Origin of the sequence: Botryobacter ruber (assembly GCF_003347595.2) — a bacterium.
Lineage (GTDB): Bacteria > Bacteroidota > Bacteroidia > Cytophagales > Hymenobacteraceae > Pontibacter > Pontibacter ruber_A.
This window is the reverse complement of sequence record NZ_QCZK02000024.1, coordinates 281,322-302,474: the sequence shown is the minus strand read 5'-3', so window position 1 is coordinate 302,474 and position 21,153 is coordinate 281,322. Positions and strand designations below refer to the sequence as shown.

At 51.3% G+C, this 21,153-nt stretch carries 16 protein-coding genes; 5 read left to right on the top strand and 11 right to left on the bottom strand.

Annotation, left to right across the window (positions count from 1 at the left end):
- Positions 1–46 precede the first annotated feature (46 nt).
- On the top strand, positions 47–889 hold the full coding sequence (locus DCW36_RS06610; RefSeq protein WP_114777554.1) for a hypothetical protein: 843 nt from the start codon (positions 47–49) through the stop codon (positions 887–889).
- Positions 890–972: 83 nt separating this feature from the next.
- On the opposite strand, the gene floA is transcribed toward DCW36_RS06610, so the two are convergent.
- The 3 genes from floA to proS all read right to left on the bottom strand — a co-directional run bounded on the left by floA (position 973) and on the right by proS (position 4,361).
- Entirely contained in the window at positions 973–1,962 is a 990-nt protein-coding gene (floA, locus tag DCW36_RS06605; protein ID WP_114777553.1) for a flotillin-like protein FloA, read from the bottom strand.
- A gap of 4 nt (positions 1,963–1,966) precedes the next feature.
- A complete protein-coding gene (locus DCW36_RS06600) occupies positions 1,967–2,443 on the bottom strand; it encodes an NfeD family protein (RefSeq protein WP_114777552.1) in 477 nt (158 codons plus the stop codon).
- Positions 2,444–2,882: 439 nt separating this feature from the next.
- Positions 2,883–4,361, bottom strand: a complete 1,479-nt coding sequence (proS, locus tag DCW36_RS06595; RefSeq protein ID WP_114777551.1) for a proline--tRNA ligase — start codon at positions 4,359–4,361, stop codon at positions 2,883–2,885.
- Between the two features lie 192 nt (positions 4,362–4,553).
- Between proS and DCW36_RS06590 the strand changes: the two genes are divergently transcribed.
- The 3 genes from DCW36_RS06590 (at position 4,554) to DCW36_RS06580 (ending at position 9,653) form a co-directional block, all read left to right on the top strand.
- Positions 4,554–5,681, top strand: coding sequence for a hypothetical protein (locus tag DCW36_RS06590; protein ID WP_114777550.1), 1,128 nt, complete (start codon positions 4,554–4,556; stop codon positions 5,679–5,681).
- Positions 5,682–5,700: 19 nt separating this feature from the next.
- A complete protein-coding gene (locus DCW36_RS06585; RefSeq protein WP_128396955.1) occupies positions 5,701–7,296 on the top strand; it encodes an OmpP1/FadL family transporter in 1,596 nt (531 codons plus the stop codon).
- Between the two features lie 119 nt (positions 7,297–7,415).
- Positions 7,416–9,653, top strand: a complete 2,238-nt coding sequence (locus DCW36_RS06580) for a S9 family peptidase (RefSeq protein WP_114777548.1) — start codon at positions 7,416–7,418, stop codon at positions 9,651–9,653.
- Between the two features lie 69 nt (positions 9,654–9,722).
- Here DCW36_RS06580 and DCW36_RS06575 read toward each other — a convergent pair whose 3' ends face one another.
- The 8 genes from DCW36_RS06575 to DCW36_RS06540 all read right to left on the bottom strand — a co-directional run bounded on the left by DCW36_RS06575 (position 9,723) and on the right by DCW36_RS06540 (position 19,460).
- A complete protein-coding gene (locus DCW36_RS06575; RefSeq protein ID WP_114777547.1) occupies positions 9,723–10,394 on the bottom strand; it encodes an HPP family protein in 672 nt (223 codons plus the stop codon).
- Between the two features lie 103 nt (positions 10,395–10,497).
- Positions 10,498–11,769, bottom strand: a complete 1,272-nt coding sequence (locus DCW36_RS06570) for a chloride channel protein (RefSeq protein ID WP_114777546.1) — start codon at positions 11,767–11,769, stop codon at positions 10,498–10,500.
- A 162-nt stretch (positions 11,770–11,931) separates the two neighbouring features.
- Positions 11,932–12,720 (bottom strand): SDR family oxidoreductase, encoded by a 789-nt coding sequence (locus DCW36_RS06565; protein WP_114777545.1) that lies wholly within the window; start codon positions 12,718–12,720, stop codon positions 11,932–11,934.
- Positions 12,721–12,766: 46 nt separating this feature from the next.
- A complete protein-coding gene (locus DCW36_RS06560) occupies positions 12,767–13,762 on the bottom strand; it encodes an arabinan endo-1,5-alpha-L-arabinosidase (RefSeq protein WP_114777741.1) in 996 nt (331 codons plus the stop codon).
- A gap of 387 nt (positions 13,763–14,149) precedes the next feature.
- Positions 14,150–16,963: a VPS10 domain-containing protein gene (locus DCW36_RS06555; protein WP_114777544.1), complete on the bottom strand. Its 2,814-nt coding sequence runs from the start codon at positions 16,961–16,963 to the stop codon at positions 14,150–14,152.
- A 42-nt stretch (positions 16,964–17,005) separates the two neighbouring features.
- Positions 17,006–17,449, bottom strand: a complete 444-nt coding sequence (locus DCW36_RS06550) for a hypothetical protein (protein WP_114777543.1) — start codon at positions 17,447–17,449, stop codon at positions 17,006–17,008.
- A gap of 456 nt (positions 17,450–17,905) precedes the next feature.
- Positions 17,906–18,847, bottom strand: a complete 942-nt coding sequence (locus tag DCW36_RS06545; protein WP_114777542.1) for a glycoside hydrolase family 43 protein — start codon at positions 18,845–18,847, stop codon at positions 17,906–17,908.
- Positions 18,848–19,010: 163 nt separating this feature from the next.
- A complete protein-coding gene (locus tag DCW36_RS06540) occupies positions 19,011–19,460 on the bottom strand; it encodes a DUF4844 domain-containing protein (RefSeq protein WP_114777541.1) in 450 nt (149 codons plus the stop codon).
- Between the two features lie 149 nt (positions 19,461–19,609).
- Here DCW36_RS06540 and DCW36_RS06535 point away from each other — a divergent pair, with 149 nt between their 5' ends.
- A complete protein-coding gene (locus tag DCW36_RS06535; RefSeq protein WP_114777540.1) occupies positions 19,610–20,935 on the top strand; it encodes a mechanosensitive ion channel family protein in 1,326 nt (441 codons plus the stop codon).
- Positions 20,936–21,153 lie beyond the last annotated feature (218 nt).

The window sequence follows — 21,153 nt, the reverse complement described above, 5'->3', positions numbered from 1 at the left end:
ATAAAAACGCTAACTTAGCCCTATATCTCAACCAAATTACAAATAGATGAAAAAAACGTATCTATCCCTAGCTGCAGTAGCTTTGTTGGGGTTGTCTGCCTGCGATACAGCGCGTCAGACCCAAGAAACTGACACGCAGACTACTACTTCTGTAGCTGCTACAACAACCGGCCCTACGCCCTCAGGTGCCATTATGTCCAAAGATGGTCTCCGTGTGTATGCATTTGATAACTCTCCTTCAAACCCGGAGGCTCAGTTAAGATTAACGGTTCCACCGGCAGGCGGCGTTGTGGAGCCTGGTTCGGTAGAGTTTGTTTATGAACTGACTAACTTCCAGCTAACACGCCAGACGCCGCACTCCAATGCACAACACCTGGCTAACTCGCATGAAGGACAGCACATCCATAATATTATTGACAACGAGCCTTACACGGCACACTATGAAACACAGTTCACCAAAGATCTGGCCGAAGGGGACCATGTGATCCTTTCGTTCCTGTCCAGGTCCTACCACGAGAGCATTAAGCACCCGGGCGCCTACGACCTGCGCATGGTAACGGCAGGAAGGCCAACTGAACGTATGGAGTTTGATGTAAAGGCGCCGCATATGTTCTACAGTCGCCCGAAAGGTACCTACACCGGTGCAGAAGCTGAACGTATCATGCTCGACTTCTACCTGGTAAATACGGACCTGTCGACTACCGGCAATAAGGTGCGCGCTACGATTAATGGCACCGAGTTTATGCTGGACCGTTGGTTGCCTTACATTATCGAAGGCCTGCCGATGGGTGAAAATACGATAAAGCTGGAACTGGTGGATAATAACGGAAACCAGCTGCCCGGACCATTCAACAGCGTAACCCGTACCTTTACGCTGAGCGCAAGCTAAGATTCAAAATTAAAATTAATAAAAAAGAGGCTGCCCCGAACTGATTTTGGGGGCAGCCTCTTTTGTTTGTATAGTGGCTGCTGTTACGATTTTGGCTTTTGAGAGCCGCCCTGTCCCGGATCGGCGATGGAGTTGCGCATATCCGTGTCGGACTGGATGTTCTGCATGCGGTAGTAGTCCATAATGCCCAGGTTGCCGCTTCGGAAAGCTGCCGCAATGGCCTGCGGAATTTCTACCTCTGCCGCAATAACGGAGGCACGTGCTTCCTGTGCCTTTGCTTTCATTTCCTGTTCTATGGCTACGGCCATGGCACGGCGCTCTTCGGCTTTTGCTTCTGCTACTTTTAAATCGGCGTTGGCCTGGTCTATCTGCAGTTTGGCGCCAATGTTCTCGCCTACGTCCACATCGGCAATATCAATAGAAAGAATCTCGTAAGCGGTTCCGGCATCCAGGCCTTTCTGCAGTACCAGTTTCGAAATAATGTCCGGGCTCTCCAGCACCACCTTATGCGACGAGGAAGAACCGATGGAGGTAACAATGCCTTCGCCAACACGGGCCAGGATAGTCTCTTCGCCGGCGCCACCTACCAGCTGCATAATGTTGGCCCGTACGGTAACGCGCGCTTTTGCCAGCAACTGAATACCATCCTGGGCCACGGCAGCCACACTGGTGGTGTTGATCACCTTCGGATTTACGGAAGTCGTTACGGCCTCGAACACGTTACGACCAGCCAGGTCGATGGCGGTGGCTTGCTTGAAGGTGAGCGGAATGTTGGCTTTGTCGGCGGAGATAAGCGCCCGGATAACGTTGGGTACATTGCCGCCAGCCAGAAAGTGTGTTTCCAGTTCTACGGTACTTACATCGATACCAGCCTTGGTGGCGTTGATCATGGAATTTACAATAAGGCTTGGCGGTACTTTCCGGATGCGCATGAACACCAGTTCCAGCAGGCCAACCTTAACACCTGAAAACAGCGCCGTGATCCAGAGGCTGATCGGGAAGAAGTACAGGAAGATAAGCAGCAGGATGATGCCGCCGGCAACGAGAAAGAGTACGGAATAATCTTCGAACATAGGTTTATGAGCTTATTTCTTCTACAAATATTTTATGGTGGGTGATCTTAACAATGCGAACTGTTGCGTTGGTGTTTACAAACTCTCCATTTGTTTCTACCTCTTGCTGCTGCTCGCCAAAGAGCGCAGTGCCTTTGGGGCGCAGGGCTGAAATGGCTTTGCCTCTATCCCCAACCTGGAACTTGTGCAGGAGCTCATCGTTTACCCGCGACTCTATCCGGTTTTTCAGGGCAAAGCGTGTCCAGGCATCGGAGCGTAAGCTGTAGAATACGACAAAAAAGCCAAGCAGCACCGTGGTAGCCAGCACCAGGTGGCCGGTTCCGGTGCCCAGGGTGGCGTACCCGATCCAGATGCCTGCTATGATCAGCACAAAGCCCAGTATGCCTACAAGCGTGGTGCCCGGTACAAAAATGAGCTCCACAATGATCAGGGTAAGCCCAATGGCGATCAGCGCGATTACTGTAATCCAGTCGAGAAACATAGGCCGTTGTGCGTGTTAGGTAAATATAGGAATTTTGGTATTAACAAAGTGTACTTCTACTGTTTATTTACGAAGCGGGCTCTTGTTGTGGTGTTAAACTGTCGGATTGGGGATTTCACAAATAATTCTATTCAGAAAATGCCACTGCAGCTGCCACCACAGCCTCTGCTGCTGTGCGCCAACAGGAGGAAGTGAAAGTTTTGGGTGTACGACAAGGTGCGTTAAAACAAAATTAGCTCTTCAGACACCTGTGTCCTCGTGCCCGAAACAGCAAAGATTCAGACAAACATAAAATCATAGAAATCCTACCATCAACGGTCAAAAAAATGGCCTGTCGGGGGACAGGCCATGGTAAGTGGAATAAGTGTAATGTTCAACAGAGCTGCAGCAGAGGCTGTGGTGGCAGCTGCAGCAGTATTTTTTGACCGAAAACGGAGGCTTAGTAAGCTTTGGCAAAGTAAACGCGCTGCTTGGATGGTTTGCCGGTCAGCATGTCCACGCCTTCTTCTTCGGGCGTGTTGAGGGCGATGCAGCGGATAGTGGCTTTGGTTTCTTCCTTAATGCGTTCTTCGGTTTCAGGTGTGCCGTCCCAGTGGGCCAGCACAAAGCCGCCTTTGTTTTCCAGCACCTCCTTAAACTCCTCGTAGGTATCTACTTTGGTAGTATGCTCCTCCCGGTAGTTGAGCGCCTTCTGGTAAATGTTGTCCTGTATCTCGTCGAGCAAGGCAGGGATAAGGCTAGTCAGTTCGTCGAATTGTTGCGTGCTTTTTGTTTTGGTATCGCGGCGGGCAACTTCGGCGGTCCCGTTTTCGAGATCGCGGCCCCCGATGGCGATCCGTACCGGTACTCCCTTGAGCTCCCACTCGGCAAACTTAAAGCCCGGGCGCTCGGTGTCGCGGTTGTCGTATTTCACGCTGATGCCTTTGGCTTCCAGCTCCTTCTTCAGCTGGTTCACCTTCTCGCTTATCTGCGCCAGCTGCTCCTCGCCTTTGTAGATAGGCACGATGACCACCTGGATAGGCGCCAGCTTTGGCGGAAGCACCAGGCCTTCGTCGTCGGAGTGCGCCATAACGAGCGCACCCATCAGGCGGGTGCTCACGCCCCAGGAGGTGCCCCACACGTAGTCGAGACTGCCTTCTTTGGTAGCGAATTTCACATCAAAGGCCTTGGCAAAATTCTGGCCCAGGAAGTGCGATGTTCCGGCCTGCAGCGCCTTGCCGTCCTGCATCAGTCCTTCGATGCAGTAGGTGTCGAGGGCGCCGGCGAAGCGTTCGTTTGGTGTTTTTACACCCCGGATTACCGGCAGCGCAATGTAGTTTTCGGCAAACTCGGCGTACACGTCCAGCATCTGCTTTGTTTCTGCTACTGCCTCGTCTGCTGTGGCGTGTGCCGTGTGGCCTTCCTGCCAAAGGAACTCTGCCGTGCGCAGGAACAGGCGGGTACGCATTTCCCAGCGTACCACGTTAGCCCACTGGTTGATGAGCAGGGGCAGGTCGCGGTAGCTTTGTATCCAGTTTTTGTAGGTACTCCAGATAATGGCCTCAGACGTAGGGCGCACTATCAGTTCTTCTTCCAGGCGGGCAGCCGGATCTACGCGCAACTTTCCTTTATTGTCCGGGTCGGTTTGCAGGCGGTAGTGTGTAACCACGGCACACTCTTTTGCGAAGCCCTCGGCATTCTGCTCTTCTGCCTCAAACAGGCTTTTCGGCACAAACAAGGGGAAATAGGCGTTCTCGTGCCCGGTGCGCTTAAACATATCGTCGAGCACGCGCTGCATCTTCTCCCAGATGGCGAAGCCATACGGTTTGATGACCATACAACCACGCACGGCAGAGTTTTCTGCTAAGCCTGCTTTTTTTACCAGTTCATTGTACCATAAGGAGTAATCCTCGCTTCTTTTTGGTAGCCCTTTACTCATTTTTTGTAGGATTATTAATAATGTATTGCAAAAGTAGTATAACCTGGAATAATATTTGCTTCTTCTAAAGAAAGAAAATATATCAAACCCGCCTAAAATTACGTTAATAATTATAGTATTTACTAAGTTTTTGCACGAATGTGTGTTATCTTTGAGTAGATAGCAGCGTTTGTAACTATAAATAGAAAGCATATGAAAAAGTTTAATATATTGGCCATAGTCCCTGTGCTTTCTCTGTTGGTGGCAGGTTGCAGCAGCCCCGTGGCGCTGCAGTCTTCCGAGTATGATGATATGTACTATACATCATCCGACAAAACAGAGTATGTGCAACCCGGGGCAGAGGTAAGCAGCCAGCCTGAGCAGTATAACTCGGACGGCACGGTTGCCGCTACCGGCACTGAAGATTACCAGGGCGACGAGTACTACGACGGGCGCGAATATAACCCGCGCAACAACTGGTACCAGCCCAGCTACTCGTTTGTAGATCCTTACTGGGGCGGAGCGGCGTACGCTGCAAGTGCCTATCCTCGTTATTCTTACCGGTACGGCAGCGCCTTTTATGATCCGTTCTACGATCCGTTTTACGACCCCTTCTACGATCCTTATTACAGCTCCTTCTACAGCCCCTGGGGGCCGTCGTATAACAGGTTCAGCATCAGCATAGGGTATGGCATGGGATGGGGCGCTTACCGCAACCCGTTCTATGGCGGCATGTGGGGAAACCCGTATAACAGCTATTACAATGGCTACTACAATGGTTTTTACCAGGGCTTTTATACCGGCAATTATATAGACCGTCCGGGAGCGGTACGCCGGGTGCAGTACGGACCCAGAACAGACAGAAGCACATCCGGAGCTGTACGCAGCGCTTCGGGCAGACCGGCGCGTGAAGATCTTTCCGCTACTGGACAGCAGCGCATGATGGTTACGCCGGGTGCACATAATGCACGTCCTTCCCGTCCGGTTCGTAGCAGCGGAACTGTAAGGGAGCAAGCTACGCAAACGCAGCAGACAACTGTAGCGCCTGTTACCAGGCCTTCTGTTCCTGCCAGACCTTCAAGAGTAAGAACAACAGAACAGCCTGCCGGCGTAAACCAGCAGCGTTCGCAGCCAAGCCAGCCTGCTCCGGTACGTCAGCGCCCGGCCAGGCAGCAACGCCAGCAGCCAACCTATGAGCAGCGCAGCACGCCAAGCTATGAGCGAAGCACCCCGAGCTACGAGCGCAGCACACCAAGCTACGAGCGTAGCAGCCCATCACAAAGTACCCCTTCAAGACCCTCTAACAGCGGAGGCGGGCGACCTTCGAGAGGGAGTTTTTAAACCTTAGAAATTTAAATTCATGATCAACAAAATAGTTTCAGCCAGCTTAGCACTCGTGCTAGGCTGGAGTGGAACCGCTTTTGCCCAAACGGAAGCTGATGCCTTGCGTTACTCCCGATTAGGTTTATCCGGTTCTGCCCGCATTCAAGGTATAGGAGGCGCCAATACGGCTTTAGGCGCCGATATCTCCAACTTGTCTACCAACCCCGCCGGCTTAGGCTTTTTCAGAAGATCCGAAGTGACCATCAGTGCCGGCTTCAGTACAGCCAATGTACAGACAGATATTGCCAACCGCGAAGGCAGCTACTTTGGCCCTTCTACCACCGACAGCCGCAACTCGTTAAACATCCCGCAGGTCGGTATCGTGCTCTCCGACAGGCGAGGCGATGAAGAAGGCAGCGACTGGCGCGGCACAAGCTTTGGCTTAAGCATTAACCGCCTCAACAACTTCAATTCCCGGACTACCTACCGGGGCATGACAGGAGGCAGTGTGAACGACTGGACTATTGTTGACTATTTTGCGGAGCTGGCGAATAATAATGCGAACGTGGTTGGTGGGCAGACCCGTGTACTGGACCAGCTGAATGACGAGTATGATAATGCTAGTTCGCTGGGAGGTTACGCTACTTTGCAGGGAATGGCCTATGGTGCTTTTCTGATAGATGTTTTTGAAGATGAGCAGGGTGAGTTTGCCGCTCCACTAAATAAAATAGGAAGAGTAGATTTTGAAGAGGAGGTGCTCCGGAGCGGTTCGCAGAAACAGTTTGATTTTGGCGCTGGTACAAATTACCGGGATAAACTTTATTTAGGAGCGGCCATCGGCATCACGAGTTCAAATTTTAAACAGGAGCGCATTTACCGCGAGAGCTTTACGCACCAGGTTACAAACGACGATGGCTCCACCTCAAATGTAACAACAGATTTGTCGCTTCGCGATGAAATTAATTCCAGGGGCGGCGGTATAAACCTGAAAGTTGGTACCATTTACCGCTTTTCAGATGCCTTCCGTGCCGGTCTTTCTATCCAGACCCCGACCCTTTATACCTTTGATGAAAATTACGATACCTTCCTGCATACAACGCACAGCGATATCGGGGATCAATCTGTGGCACAAATGCCGGGGCAGTTTTCGTACACGCTCGTTACGCCTTTCCGGGCGACGGGTGGTTTAGCTTACTTTATTTCGAAAAATGGCTTTTTAACGGCCGATGTGGAGTATGTAAACTACAGCAACGCCCGCTTCAGCGAAAGAGACAGTGATTTTGGTAGCAGCGGCAGTTTCTTCAGCAACCTCAACGACGGTGTTGCCAATAGTTACCAGTCTGCTGTGAACCTCCGGCTGGGAGCAGAAGCACGATATGAGGTATTCCGCTTCCGGGCAGGTTATGCCAGAACCGGCGACCCGTACAAAAGCTCCAGCTTAAACGGCACTGTAAATACCTTTACCCTGGGAACAGGCATACGGCTTCAGAACTTTTACCTGGATGCAGCTTACTCCCGCAGCAACTCCGACAACCGCTATGTACCTTACTCCTTTAATGAAGGACCATCGCCGGAAGTAGCCATCACCGACAGGTTAACAAACATCATGTTTACAGCCGGCTTCAACTTCTAAAGAAAATTAAAAACTATTATAACGCGGCAGCCCCTGCAAGGACTGCCGCGTTCTTTTTGAAATCTTCCGGAATCCGGCATATTCTGCTAACCTGGAATAAAGAAATCATCACAAAACATATGTACCTGAAAATAAAAGCAACTTACCTGTTTGTCGTGTTCTTTTGCCTGGCCTTTGTAGCGCAGGCGCAGCAAAAGCAGGAAATCACCCTCGACGATATTTACCGCAAAGGTACTTTTGTGGCGAAGTCGGTTTATGGCGTGAACTGGATGAACGATGGCCGCTACTACAGCTCCGAAGTGGTGGATGAGCAGAACCGGGTGGTAGACATTGTACGGTTTGATGTGACCACAGGGCAGCCCGTAAACACCATTATCGAAGGCGAAAACCTGGTACCGCAAGGCAGCAGCCAGCCCATCCGTTACGAGGATTATACCTTTAGCTCCGATGAGCAGAAGGTGCTGTTTTCTACGGCGCACGAGCAGATTTACCGCCATTCCTACCGGGCAGAGTATTACGTGTACGACATTGCCTCCAAAAAACTGACCAGGCTCAGTAGCGGCGGCAAACAGCTTTATGCCACCTTCTCGCCCGATGCCAGCCGCGTAGCTTTTGCCCGAGATAACAACCTGTTTTTTGTAGACCTGAACACGATGCAGGAAACGCAGATTACCACCAGCGGGAAGTACAACGAGGTGATCAACGGTTATACCGATTGGGTGTACGAAGAGGAATTTGGCTTTGCGCAGGCTTTTACCTGGGCGCCCGATGGTTCTAAAATCGCCTTCTATACTTTTGATGAAAGGCAGGTACCGGAGTTTAACATGCAGGTGTGGGGCGAGCTGTACCCGCAGGATTACCGCTTTAAATACCCGAAAGCAGGCGAGGCTAACTCGGTCGTAACGGTTTCGGTTTACCATATCGGCAAGGGGCAGACGGTGAAGATGGATACCGGCACGGAGACAGATAATTACATTCCGCGCATTAAGTGGACCAGCGACAGCAACCTGCTTTCCATGCAGCGCATGAACCGTCTGCAGAACACGCTGGAACTGCTGCACGCCAACGCCACCACCGGCAACGCCAGCGTCATCCTCACCGAAACCGACAAAGCCTACATCGACATCACTGACGACCTGACGTACCTGAAAGACGGCAAGAGCTTTATTCATTCCTCCGAAAAAGACGGCTACAACCACCTGTACCTCTACAACATGAACGGTAAACTGGTGCGCCAGCTCACGAAAGGCAACTGGGAAGTCAGCAGCTTTACCGGCTTCGACGAAAAGAACGACGTGCTCTATTATATGTCTACGGAAGTATCGCCGCTCGACCGGCACCTCTACAGCATCAGCATCAAAGGCAAAAACAAAAAACGCCTTACCGATGTGGCCGGTACGCACACCATCAACATGAGCCGCGACTTCAAATACTACCTAGACTACCACACCGCCGCCAACGTGCCGCTAACGGTGAGCCTGCACACGGCCAAAGACGGCAAGCTGGTGAAGGTGCTGGAAGACAACCAGGTGCTGCGAAACCGGCTGGCGCAGTACGACATGGCACAGCAGGAGTTTTTCACTATGAAAACCGCAGACGGGACAGAACTGAACGGCTGGATGATGAAACCAACCGATTTTGACCCTAACAAAAAGTACCCGGTGCTGATGTTCGTGTACGGTGGTCCGGGTTCGCAGACAGTAACCAACAGCTGGGGCGGCGCAAATTACCTGTGGCACCAGACACTGGCAGGCAAAGGTGTGATAGTGGTAAGTGTGGATAACCGGGGAACGGGAGCACGGGGCGCAGCCTTTAAAAAAGTAACCTATGCCAACCTGGGGAAATACGAAATAGAAGACCAGGTAGAAGCAGCAAAATGGCTGGGCCGGCAGCCGTACGTCGATAAAAACCGCATCGGCATCTGGGGCCACAGCTACGGCGGCTATATGACGCTACTGGGCCTGACCAAAGGCAACGGCGTGTTCCGGGCAGGCATAGCGGTAGCACCTGTAACCAACTGGCGCTTCTACGACACCATCTACACCGAACGTTACCTGAAAAAGCCGCAGGACAACCCGGAAGGCTACGACGAAAATTCACCGCTGCTGTTCGCCGATAAACTGCAGGGCAAGCTGCTGCTCATCCACGGCACCGGCGACGATAACGTACATTTCCAGAATGCGGTGGCCATGCAGGACGCCCTGATAAGTGCCAACAAACAATTCGAGAGCTTTTACTACCCCAACCGCAGCCACGGCGTAAGTGGCGGCGTTACCACCCTGCACCGCTTCACGATGATGACCAACTTCCTGGAGCGCAACCTCATAAACCCGGAAACGGGAAATGGGCAGGATTAACTGTAATAAAGGATATTAGAAGCCGACAGGAGCAGCAGAGGCAATGGTGGCAGGCGCAGCAGAACAAAATCAGTTTTCTGCACCTGCCACCACTGCCTCTGCTCTTTTATAAGAGGCGGAATGTGAAGGAGCAGACTGGTTTTTCTTTGCTTTTGCGTGCTTCTTAGGGCGGAAGTGCGGCTTGCCTTTCCGGTAAGGATAATTCCTGTTTTCGGGAATATTGTTTACCACAATGGCAATGGCAAACAGCACCATCACCCCGAGAAACACCGGTGCCAGCACATAGTAGTACCCCAGCGACTTGATCTGTTCGGAGCCAATGTTGGCGATAAGCGCAGTAGCGCCGCCCGGCGGGTGAAGTGTTTTTGTTATCTGCATCAGCACAATAGACACCGACACCGACAAAGCTGCCGAAAGCCAGAGCAGGTCCGGGTTATTGAACAGCTTGCAGATGGTAACGCCCACAATAGCACAAATGACATGCCCTCCTATTAAATTTCGTGGCTGCGCAAGCGGACTGTTGGTGGCGCCATAAACAAGAACAGCCGAGGCACCAAAGGAGCCAATCAGGAAGAGCTGATCAGAGGCAGAAATAAAACTGTTGTGCGTTTGAATAAAGCCAATAATGCCTATTCCTAAAAGAGAGCCAATAAAGGTCCAGAGGTGATCGGTAGGGTTAACAATGGTTTGCCGGTAAACCACGTACCGGGCTATCCTGTATCTTCGTTTAATTTTACTCATGCTTTGCTGCGCTGCTTACAGAGCTAAGAGCTCAGAACCAGCGGGTTGTATTCATAAGGTGAACTACAAAGGTAACACCGTAAAGCTAAGACTGCAAATAGCACTATTCTTTTACGCCCAGCTGTGCATTGATCAGTGGCGTTTTCGGAGCCAGGAAGAAGCCTGTCAGGCTGGCAAACATAATTGGTATAAAATAATGAAAGCCGGTTAAGGTAGACAGCAGGATAATGGTACTGATAGGGGTGCGGGTAACGCAGGCATTAATGGCGGCCATACAGCTTACCAGGATCAGCGGCAGGTTTTGTCCTGGAAAAGCTGCATTGATGATCATGCCTGCCGTAACCCCGACAAAGAAAAGCGGAATGATAAAACCGCCCCGCCAGCCAGAAGTAACGGTAAAACTGATAGCAAGAATTTTGGCAACCAGCAGTACAAGCAGAAACTCCAGCGTAAAACTTTTCTCCAGCAGGATGTTGAGTTCGTCGTGGCTGAAGTATCGGGAGAGGGGCACGTAGTAGGCGATGGTGCCAATCAGGAGGCCCCCAACCGCCATCTTGATATAAACAGGAACTCCGAATTTCCGGAACAGGTACCGGCACTGCCGCACCGTAAAGATGAAGAGCCAGCCTGCTGCAGTACCTGCCAGCGCATACAATACAGCATAAAAGAAATCATTCAGTTCAGGAGTGGCATATACGGGAAATTGCCAGGTGGGCCCGATGCCGATGTGGGTGATAAGGATAAAGATAACATAGCTGGAGCAACTGGCAACAAAAGCTGGTATAAGCGCCTGGTAATATTCCACCACATGCTTGTGGTGCAGGATCTCGAGGGCGAACAAACTGCCGCCCAGTGGAGCACCAAACAAAGCGGTGAAGCCTGCGGCCATACCGGCTATACTTAACGAGCGCAGATCTTCTCCTTTAAACTTAAGCTTTCGGGCAATCCAGGAGCCGGTAGAGCCGGTAACCTGCACCAGCGGGGCTTCCGGACCCGCACTGCCGCCACTTGCAATGCACAGCAGCGACGACAGGATCATGGAAAGATTATTCTTGGGTTCCAGGCGGCCGCCTTTAAACCGGATGTTATTTACAATCAGATCCATTTCGCCGGGATCGCCGAGGAAGTGGATGATGAGGCCGGCCAGCAAGCCTGCAACAGTCATCAGCGGGATAACATACAGCCCTTCCACATGCTTCAGAAAGTGCAGAAAGCTTTCTAACACAGTCCAGTATGCACCGGCAATCAAGCCGCCAATGATGCCGATCGCCACCCACAGCAAAAATATTCGGCTGAACACAAAAGGGTTTAACTGTAACGGATAGTTAATCTGGTTCCGAAGCGTAGCAGCTAATCTTCTTGTTTTAAAGTCCATCGGGCAAAGGTACGGAGAAAATATGAGCTGCCGGAACAGAGGCAAAAGCTCAGCAGAAAACGAAACGCCTGTTGAGCAACACAAACTTCAGTCACTCAGCATGGCAGGCAAGCACTCCCGGGGCCGGACGCTTTTCCGGACCCGGAAGTGCTTAGTTTTCTATTACAGGCAGCCTGTTCTGCCACCGTCCACTGCCAGGCTCACGCCAGTAATGTAAGCTGCGGCAGGCGAAGCCAGGAAAGCAGCGGCAGCAGCCACCTCTTCGGGTTCAGCAAAGCGTCGGGCCGGAATGGCTTCTTCCATCTCCTTTTGTACCTCGGCCTTGTCGCGTCCTGCTTTCTGGGCACGGTTCTCGATCAGGGAGTAGATGCGGCCTGTTTTGGTGGAGCCCGGCAGCACGTTATTTACCGTAATGCCAAACGGGCCCAACTCGCTCGCCATGGTTTTAGCCCAACTCGCTACAGCCCCGCGCGTGGTGTTCGATACCCCCAGTCCCGGAATCGGCTCTTTTACGGATGTACTTACAATGTTGAGGATGCGCCCGTAACCAGCCTTTTTCATGAGGGGCAGCACAAGTTGCACCAGCTGGTGGTTGTTGATGAGGTGCATGTTAATTGCCTTCAGAAACTCTTCCTGTTTTGCTTCTGCAATAGGTCCTCCGGGAGGTCCACCGGTGTTGTTCACCAGGATGTGTACTGTTTCCTGTTGCTGCAGATATGCCTCCAGCTGCCGCTTTACTTCCTCAGGATTTTCAAAATCGGCTACAACATAGCTGTGCTGCTGGCCTTTGCTGCTGTCGAGGGTTTTAACGGTTTCCTGCAGTTTCTGCTCGTTGCGGGCTACCAGCGTAACGTTGGCGCCCAGCTGCGCCAGTTCGATGGCGGTAGCTTTGCCTATGCCCTGCGTGCTGCCGCACACGATGGCTTTTTTATCTGTAAGGTCTAAGTTCATGCTGCTAAAGTAAAGAGGAAAAAGGAAAAACGAAGGAAGCCCGTTGCTACTGCTCCACCACCACCACCGGCACCGGCCAACCGTCTTTCCCCCAGTTCAATTGCTCTATCCGCAGTCTGGACCTGCCGTTGTCGTTGGCGTCGTAGCCATGGAAAACGAGGTAATCTTTGCCTTTTTCGCTGAAGATGCCGTTGTGGCCTACGCCATGCCAGTTCTGGTCGCCTTGCAGTACCAGCGTCCCGCCACCTTTTGCCAAAGGCACGCCTGCTTTGTCAACATAGGGTCCTTCGATGTTTTTGCTGCGGCCAACAATCATTTTGTAGTCGCTGTCGGCGCCTTTGCAGCAGTAGTCGATGGAGGCGAAGAGGTAGTAGTGTTTGTTTTTGCGGATGATAAAAGGTGCCTCAATAGGATTGTTGCCGCGCTCAGTAGGTTCGGACTTGCGGCTGGCGATGGTGCGGTAAGCTTCCCGCGGCTCCGCCACGCGCAGGCGATCCTTGTTCAGCTTTACGAGCTGCAGCCCGTCCCAGAAGGAGCCAAAGCTAAGCCAGGGGGTGCCGGAGCTGTCGGTAATCAGGTTCGGGTCGATGGCATTCCACCTGTCGCGGCCGGGCTGCGACTCTACTACTTTGCCGTGGTCTATCCACTTGTAGTCTTTGTCCTCGGGGTTGAGGGTGGTGTTGGTTGCCAGGCCAATGGCAGAAGTGTTCTTGCCGAAAGCCGAAATGGAGTAGTACAGGTAATAGGTGCCCTTGTGGTAGCTGATGTCCGGCGCCCAGATGTGGTTGTTCCGGAAACCGGGTACCGCCTCCACGGCCCAGGCAGGCGCTTCTGCAAAAACCGGCTTCTCCCGCTTCCAGTGCTGCATGTCTTTCGACGACCACATGCCAATGCCGCGGCCTGTGCAGAAAAGGTAGTAGGTGTCGTTCTGCTTAATCATCACCGGGTCGTGCACCGGAATATTTTCCCGTAGCTGCTGGTCCTGTGCCCAGACCTGCTGCACAAGTATCAATGTGAACAGAAACAGAATTCTGATCTTCATAAAGCTTGGTTTTTTGATTTGATTATAGCAAAAGATCATTCCGGAATTATTGGCTCAGGCATGATTTGCAGCTTCACCTGCAAGCACTGCTGTTGCGCCAGGATGCAGTTTAAGGCAAACTCTATTTTCGCCAGGGATGTTCAGTTACGAAAAAAACAGTAGTTCGAATAGCTGTCGGAATAACAGTTTAAAGATATGCAAACTTGCAGAAAAATACCAGTTTTTAGGATTACAGGCATACCAGAGCAGGAGCAAAGACAATGGTGACAGTAGCTGCAGAACAAAACAAGCCATTCAGCTGCAAAAAAGCACTGCAGCCACTGTCACCATAGCCTTACCTCCTCGCGGGGAGCCATAATGCGCACCCAAATGCAGTAGCTGCTTTTGTTATAGTTTTACAAAACGTTTCATGTACAAACTTCCGTCGTTCGCCTGAAGCCTGATAAAGTAAACGCCCGCCGGTATGCCTGCTACAGGTATGTCTACCATATCGCCGGTAACACGCATTGTTTTTATCACTGCCCCTAAATCCGAGAAAACGACAATTTCTTTAATTGGAACAGCATTGAGGCTGATCCTTACCCTATCGGAGGCCGGATTCGGGTAAACCTCTATTTTGCTGTTTTCGTTTGCGCCGGCAATGCCTGTTACAGTAGTGATGATGTAGTCGTTTTTACTCGTAGCTGTGCCTGCCGGTGTAACCACACGCACGCGTCCTGTTTTGGCGCCTGGTGGTACTACTACTTTAATTGTGGTTGCCGATACAAATTCAGGAACAGCGGGAATATTGTTAAACAGTACCTCGGTTGTGCCGGCCAGGTTAGAGCCGGTAATCGTGATGTTATCGCCTGCTTTGCCGCTATCGGGGTTAAAGGATAACAGGACAGGTTCGTTGGGTGTGGTTAAATCAGAGACCCAGATGCCACGGCCAAAAGTGGCTGCCAGAATTTTATTTTCGGCAAAATGAATTTTCAGGTCGGTTACTACCACATTCGGCAAACCATTGTTAAAGGGCTGCCATTCGGAAGTCGAGTCTTTGAAAAAAACGCCCAGGTCGGTGCCAATATAAACTTCGTTGCTGGCGGCATCGCGGAACACGCTGCAGTTTACAGGGATGTTGGGCAAAGCGCCAGAAATATTCTGCCAGGTTTTGCCGCCGTCTTCGGAGCTGTACACTTTGTTGCCGGCGCTAAAGCCCGAGAAGGTGACCACCACATGCTCCGGGTTTAAGGGGTTTACCGACAGGTTGGAAATGTTGGCAGCCGTTACAGGAAGGCTGCCTGTAATATCGGTCCACTTGTCGCCGCCGTTCTCGGTTTTAAAAACTTTGCTTTTTGTATTGATGCCACCGGAGGTACCGGTGTAAATAATATCTGTATTAAGCGGGGCTACGGCCAGGTAGGTAAGGTTGTCGGTGCTTAGGCTGTTGGAGATGGCCTTCCAGGTGTCGCCGCGGTCGTTGGATTTGTAAACGTCTTTAAATCCGGCATACAGAATATTCGGTTTTACAGGATCCAGGATAAACGGCGTAACCCAGGCGCCGCGAGGGTTGCCCGGTATGTTGTTGGAGATAAAAGTAGGAGGCGTCGCGAACGCATCTTTGGTGCGGTAAATGCCGCCATTCTGATAGCTGGAGTACATAATTTTTTCATCCGAATAATCGATCAGGCAGTTGGTGCCGTCGCCGCCGGTTACATCGCGCCAACCAATGCCGTTGCGCAGTTTGGTGCCGTTGTCCTGTGCGCCGGCCAGCAGCAGGGCGCTGTTCCCGGCCGATACGCCAACCCGGTAAAACTGCGTGATCTGCAGGTCGTTGCTCAGGTCCTGCCAGGTAAGGCCGTTGTTGGTAGATTTATAGATGCCGCCATCGTTGCACTCAAACAAAGCAGTTTTGTCGAGCGGATGAAACATCAGGAAATGTTTGTCGGCATGTACGACCGCTACATTGGCCGTGCGGGAGTCGGCCCACCACATCGTAGCCAGTTCCCAGCTTTTGCCGCCGTCGGCAGATTTCCAGGTGTTGATGCCGCCCACAAACAGCAGCTTGGGATTGGTGGGAGAGATGGCGATTGCCAAATCGTACCAGCCCTGCCCGCCTGCCCCTACGCCGTTGTAGCTGGAGTGCAGCAGGTTGATGCCGCTTTTGTCGTAGGCCAGCTCAAAGGTAACGCCGCTGTTGGTGGAGGTATAGATGCCTCCGAACCCGCTGTTGGAACTGTTGCTGCACACAGCCTGAATTAAATCCGGATCGGCTGGCGTAACGGCAATGGCTACTCTGTTTACGCCGGTAAACGTGCTGGTCTGTTCCCAGCTGTCGCCAATGTCTGTAGAAATAAACACCTGCGAATCGCTGCTCCGGCTGCAGGCATACACGATGGACGGGTCTCCGAGATTGAACTTCAAATCGGAGTATACGCCTTCCCGCACCATTTTCCAGGAAGCGCCGCCGTCTGTGGTTTTAAAAATGCCCCTGTTTGTAGCCGCCAGCAGTACTTTGGTATTAACGCGGTGCATGGCCAGCGTACTGATGCGCACTTTTTCTTCATAATTAAAAGAAAGCTGTGTTTTGGTCCAGGTAACGCCCCCGTCCGTAGACTTCATCACGCCTTCGCTGTTGTTGTTGTTGATGCCATCGCCGGTGGCAATGTAAATGATGTTGGGGTTGGTGTGGTCGATGACAATGCTGGTTACGCCCAGCACGGGCAGGTCGTCGGTGCTGGTAGTCCAGGAGGCGCCGCCGTTGGATGTTTTCCAGAGGCCGCCCCCGGCGGTTCCTATCCAGAAGGTGCTGGTATCGGTCGGATGAAAGGCAATGCAGTTGATTCTGCCGATGCCGCCATAGCCGCCTTCCGAGTTGGCAGGTCCTAACGGAGCCCAGTTGGCAACGGTGGTGCGTCGTAAAGCCAGGCGCTCTTCTGCCCGCTGGAACTGCTGCCATTCGTTGTAGAGTAAAGCCGGGTCGGGAAAAGTACCTCCCGGCGAAACGCGTTGCTGCCAGTACCATTCCCAGCGTCTGAACTGTTTGTAGCCTTTTCCTTTTTCTACTTCCCTGTCCTGCCAGTAGCTTTCGAACTCCTGCTTTATCTCATAAAAATTAACTTCGGCCTTCTCCAAAGAGTTTACCCACTCCTGCGCATACAGCGTAACCGGAAGCAGGAAGAAGAAGACTACTATATATATGCTATGGTAAAGTTTTTTCATGTTACTGTAATTGAACTTGTAAATAAGTCAAATAGCCAAACCTCAGTGCATTATCACAGGCGGAAGCTCACGAATAGCAGTTACAGTAAAATGGCCGGGCTTGTCAGCGTGATAATACCTGATAAGAGCTTTTCCGGTAAATTTTACCGGGGGCTCCGACTTAACCGGTTCAGGCAGGGTGCTGCTGCCGGGTTCTGATGGAATAAAAGAAGAAGCGTGTAAAATAAGTATATCGTTTTTAGCTATACGTTCATTTTTGCCCAGCAGGTGTCCTTCTTTTTCTATCCGCAGTCCCAGCATCTGGCCTTCCACCCACACGCTGTCAAATACTATTTTATCATCGGTGGTTACTAAAACTTTAAAAGTAAAGTCTTGGCTGCTTCCGCCGCCGTGTACGCCGGATCTTTGCTCCTGCATGCCGGCCTCCAGCAGCGTAAAGGGCGCTGCTTGCTGCTGCTTAGGCAGTACACATCCTATAAGTGCCATAAGTGCAATAAGATACCCCATCTGCCATACTTTTAAAGTGCTTCTACACGTCATGTACACCCAACTATCCGGAAAGCAATGCAAAGTGTGCCTGTGATTTATGTTGTGCTATGTTATAAACACAGTAGCAAACAAAACCCTGGCATTAAATTACAAAAAGTAACCAATGCTGCAACAAAAAAATGGTATTTTTTTACAACCAATGTGTAAAATTTATGGTTGCTTGCGTACTGTGTTCTTTAGTACGCAAAACCCGGCAGGAGGGTACAGGTTTGGGAAAAGTTAATTCAGGAAATTAAGGTATGGCAGGAGGAGCAGCTACGGCGGGCGCTTGGTTGTGGTTTAGGTTATGATAAATGGTATTATTTTATTGTTGCTGTTGTGTTGTAAATACGTAAACCAACCCTCCAGGCCCTGCCCAGAAAGGCTTCAGAATGTGGAGGGTTGGTTGTCCTGCTATTGCAGCTTTGCAAATTCTGCTTTGGTCACTTTAAAGATACTGCCATGCCGCATTCCCTGCGGGAATGAGATTTGCTCAGAAATGTCGGTCCAGTTCTGCAGGTCCTTCGACTGTACGGCACCCATTTTTTTGTCCCTGTATTTGTCGAAGTACACAATCCAGGTATCGTCCAGCTTCAGGACGGTTGGCCCTTCGGCCCAGTAGCTTCCGGTGATGGGGGAGCTGGCAGGGGAGTAGGGGCCGGTCAGGTTTTTACTTTCTGCAATCTTTATGTTTTTCTGCGGAGGGGTACGTGTTTCATCTTTCAGGAACATCACGTAGCGGTCTTTGTCATCATCTTTCACGATGGTGGCATCGATGGAGTTGAAGCCCGGCTCGTACAGCAGCCTGGTGTCGGAGAAGGTTTTAAAGTCTTTGGTGGTAACGTAGTACATGCGGTGGTTGTAGGCGGCATCCTCTGCTACCTGCGTTTCCGGGAAAAGGCCGGTAATAGTAGTCGCCCAGTAAATCATGTATTCCTTCTTCTTTTTGTCGTAGGTGATTTCGGGAGCCCAGGTGTTGCGTGCGCCCTCCTCATGTTCCATTACCGGTATGTATTGCTGCTCCGACCAGTTCAGCAGGTCGTCGGAACTGGCATAGCCTATGCCTTTCTCGTTCCAGCTCACCGTCCAGACCATATGAAATTTGCCGTCGCCGCCGCGGATGATGCAGGGGTCGCGCATCAGTTTGTCTTTGCCTGCTGTTGGTTTCAGGAAAATCTCATCATTTTTCAGGGCTTGCCAGTTGTAGCCATCGGTGCTATAGGCCAGGTGCAGTCCGTCTCCGTTGCCTTTAAAATAGGAATACAGGTAAACCTCGTCGTCAGATGCACTTTTTTTAACAGCCGTACAGGAGCACAGGAAGGCCAGCAGGAAAATCAAGCTTAGTACTTTTTTCATCCGGGTTATAAGTGTTTAGGAGTTTGGTTAATCAGAAATTATGTTAAACAGGCCACTGGCATGCTGGTGCTGTAGCTGTGTTATTGCTGTTTCAGTTCGGATTTGCCTAAATATAGGTGTGCGAGGCGTAGCCGAAGCATAATAGGCTTGGTTGGCAAGTGTTTTATTCTCCTGATTTAGGTGATTCTGGAAGGCTAAACCCATACATAAACATCATTAAATGACCGCCTGAGCTTTCAAGTCCCACAATGTCCATGAGCTCTTCAAAATAGCCACAAAGCCTTTCTCTGTCTTCGGTGTCCAAGTCCATTTTCACATCAGAGAATCTTGATAGACCAATTTTTATCATGTCCTGATACTTTTTGGCAGTTGGACTTTCACCCTCCGCTACAGCCTTAAAATCATCTGCTGCTTTATTAATTTTATCTGTCAGCACGGTGCGCATTTTAGGGTCTGCCACTCCTGTATAGAAGGATGTGCTGTCCTTTGCAAACTTTTCCTTCTTTTTGAATTCTTCAAGCTCTGTCATAGCATTTTCAGGGGCTTTAATTTGTGTCTGACCATATCCAGAGAAGGACAAGAAGACAAATATGATTAATAGAAATTTATTCATGTGTTAAATGTTTGCCAACGTGCGGCTAACAGGAATAGTGCACGTCGCTGTCTTTTTCAGCTCCTTTAATTCTTTCAGGTATAGAAACTAAAGGATAAGCATACTCCGTAAAGCTAAAACAAAAAACGGAAAAATAGTTAAACCAATATATGCTTTCCTTTAACAGAAACAGAAACCAGCGCACGGTAAGAACAACCCAACCTGCACGCGGTTACCGCCAGGACCAGCGCGTGATCAGGCCAGGCCGGAAAGTAAGAACCAGGATCAGGAAACGAAGAGTGGCCAGAGGGTCTGCGGTGGCAGGAGCGCAAAATAAGCTGAAAAACTTTAAACAGGCCTCTATACTGGCCGTTGCCATAACAGGCTTTATGCTGATGATGTTCTCACCAAGCGAGGCCGGACTGGCGCAGGATACTATCACGGAGCGGGTAATTGTAACCGACACCGTAACGGAAGCCGAAGCCGAAGCAGCCGATACGGTTACGGCACCGCAGTCGACCCGCGAATCGGCTGATGAGGCTATTGGGGCGCTGCAAAACCTCTGGGAAAGCTTTATCTATTACCTTCCGAAGCTGCTGATTGCCATCGGTACGCTGGTGCTGGCCTGGGCGCTGTCGAGGCTCCTGCGGGTACTGCTGCATAAAACCATTGGCCGCTGGTACAGCTCCAGCGCCATCATTTCGCTGGTCTCTATTGCTGTCTGGTTGCTGGCAGTAGGTGTGGCCCTGAGTGTGGTGGCAGGCGATATACGGGCGCTGGTGGGCTCGTTGGGTCTGATTGGCCTGGCCTTGTCGTGGTCGTTGCAAACGCCTATCGAAAGTTTTACCGGCTGGCTCCTGAACTCCTTCCAGGGCTACTACAGGGTTGGCGACCGCATCCGGGTAGGGGAAGTTTTCGGGGATGTGTACCGGATCGATTTCCTGACAACGACGGTCTGGGAAATTGGCGCACCCTACCAGCCGGGCTTTGTGCAGGCCGAGCAGCCAACCGGCCGCCTGGTTACCTTCCCCAACAACGAAATACTCACCGGCACCGTGATCAACCTGACCGGCGATTTCCCTTATGTGTGGGACGAACTGTCGGTGTCGGTGGCAAACGAGTCGGATATGCAGCTGGCGATGGAGGTGCTGGAGGGGACCGCCGAGAACCTGCTGGGCAGCTACATGGTCGCCCCCGCCCAACGCTATGCGCAGTTACTGAAAAGGGCCGGACTGGGCGACAACGTGGCTGAAAAGCCGCAGGTGTTTATTTCGATAGAAGAATCCTGGACCAATATTACCATCCGCTACCTGGTAGGCGTCCGGGAGCGCCGGAAATGGAAGAGCGCCTTAACCTTCCGGATTGCACAGGAGCTGAACAAGCCCGATTATGCAGGCAAAATAATACCTGTTTACCCACGGCAGCAGGTGCAGATGATCAACCCGGATGGAACATCGGTGGCCGTAGATGCCGTAGGGCGAAAAGGGGAAAGCTGATTTTTTTCCAGGGCCGGCACGGCCGGAAACGTGCTGCCGCAGCTGCAGGTCTTGTTCCCGTAACGGCCCTTGCTGCCGTGTGCCTGCAGCTGTTAAACCCATAGCCGTAATCCGGCAGGTGTTTTGCCATTTATTCAAGTTTTAGTAAATTTTTAACATTATTTTTTTATTATTAATATTCTGTGAAGCAATTTTTACTATTTTTGTCAAAAGCAAAG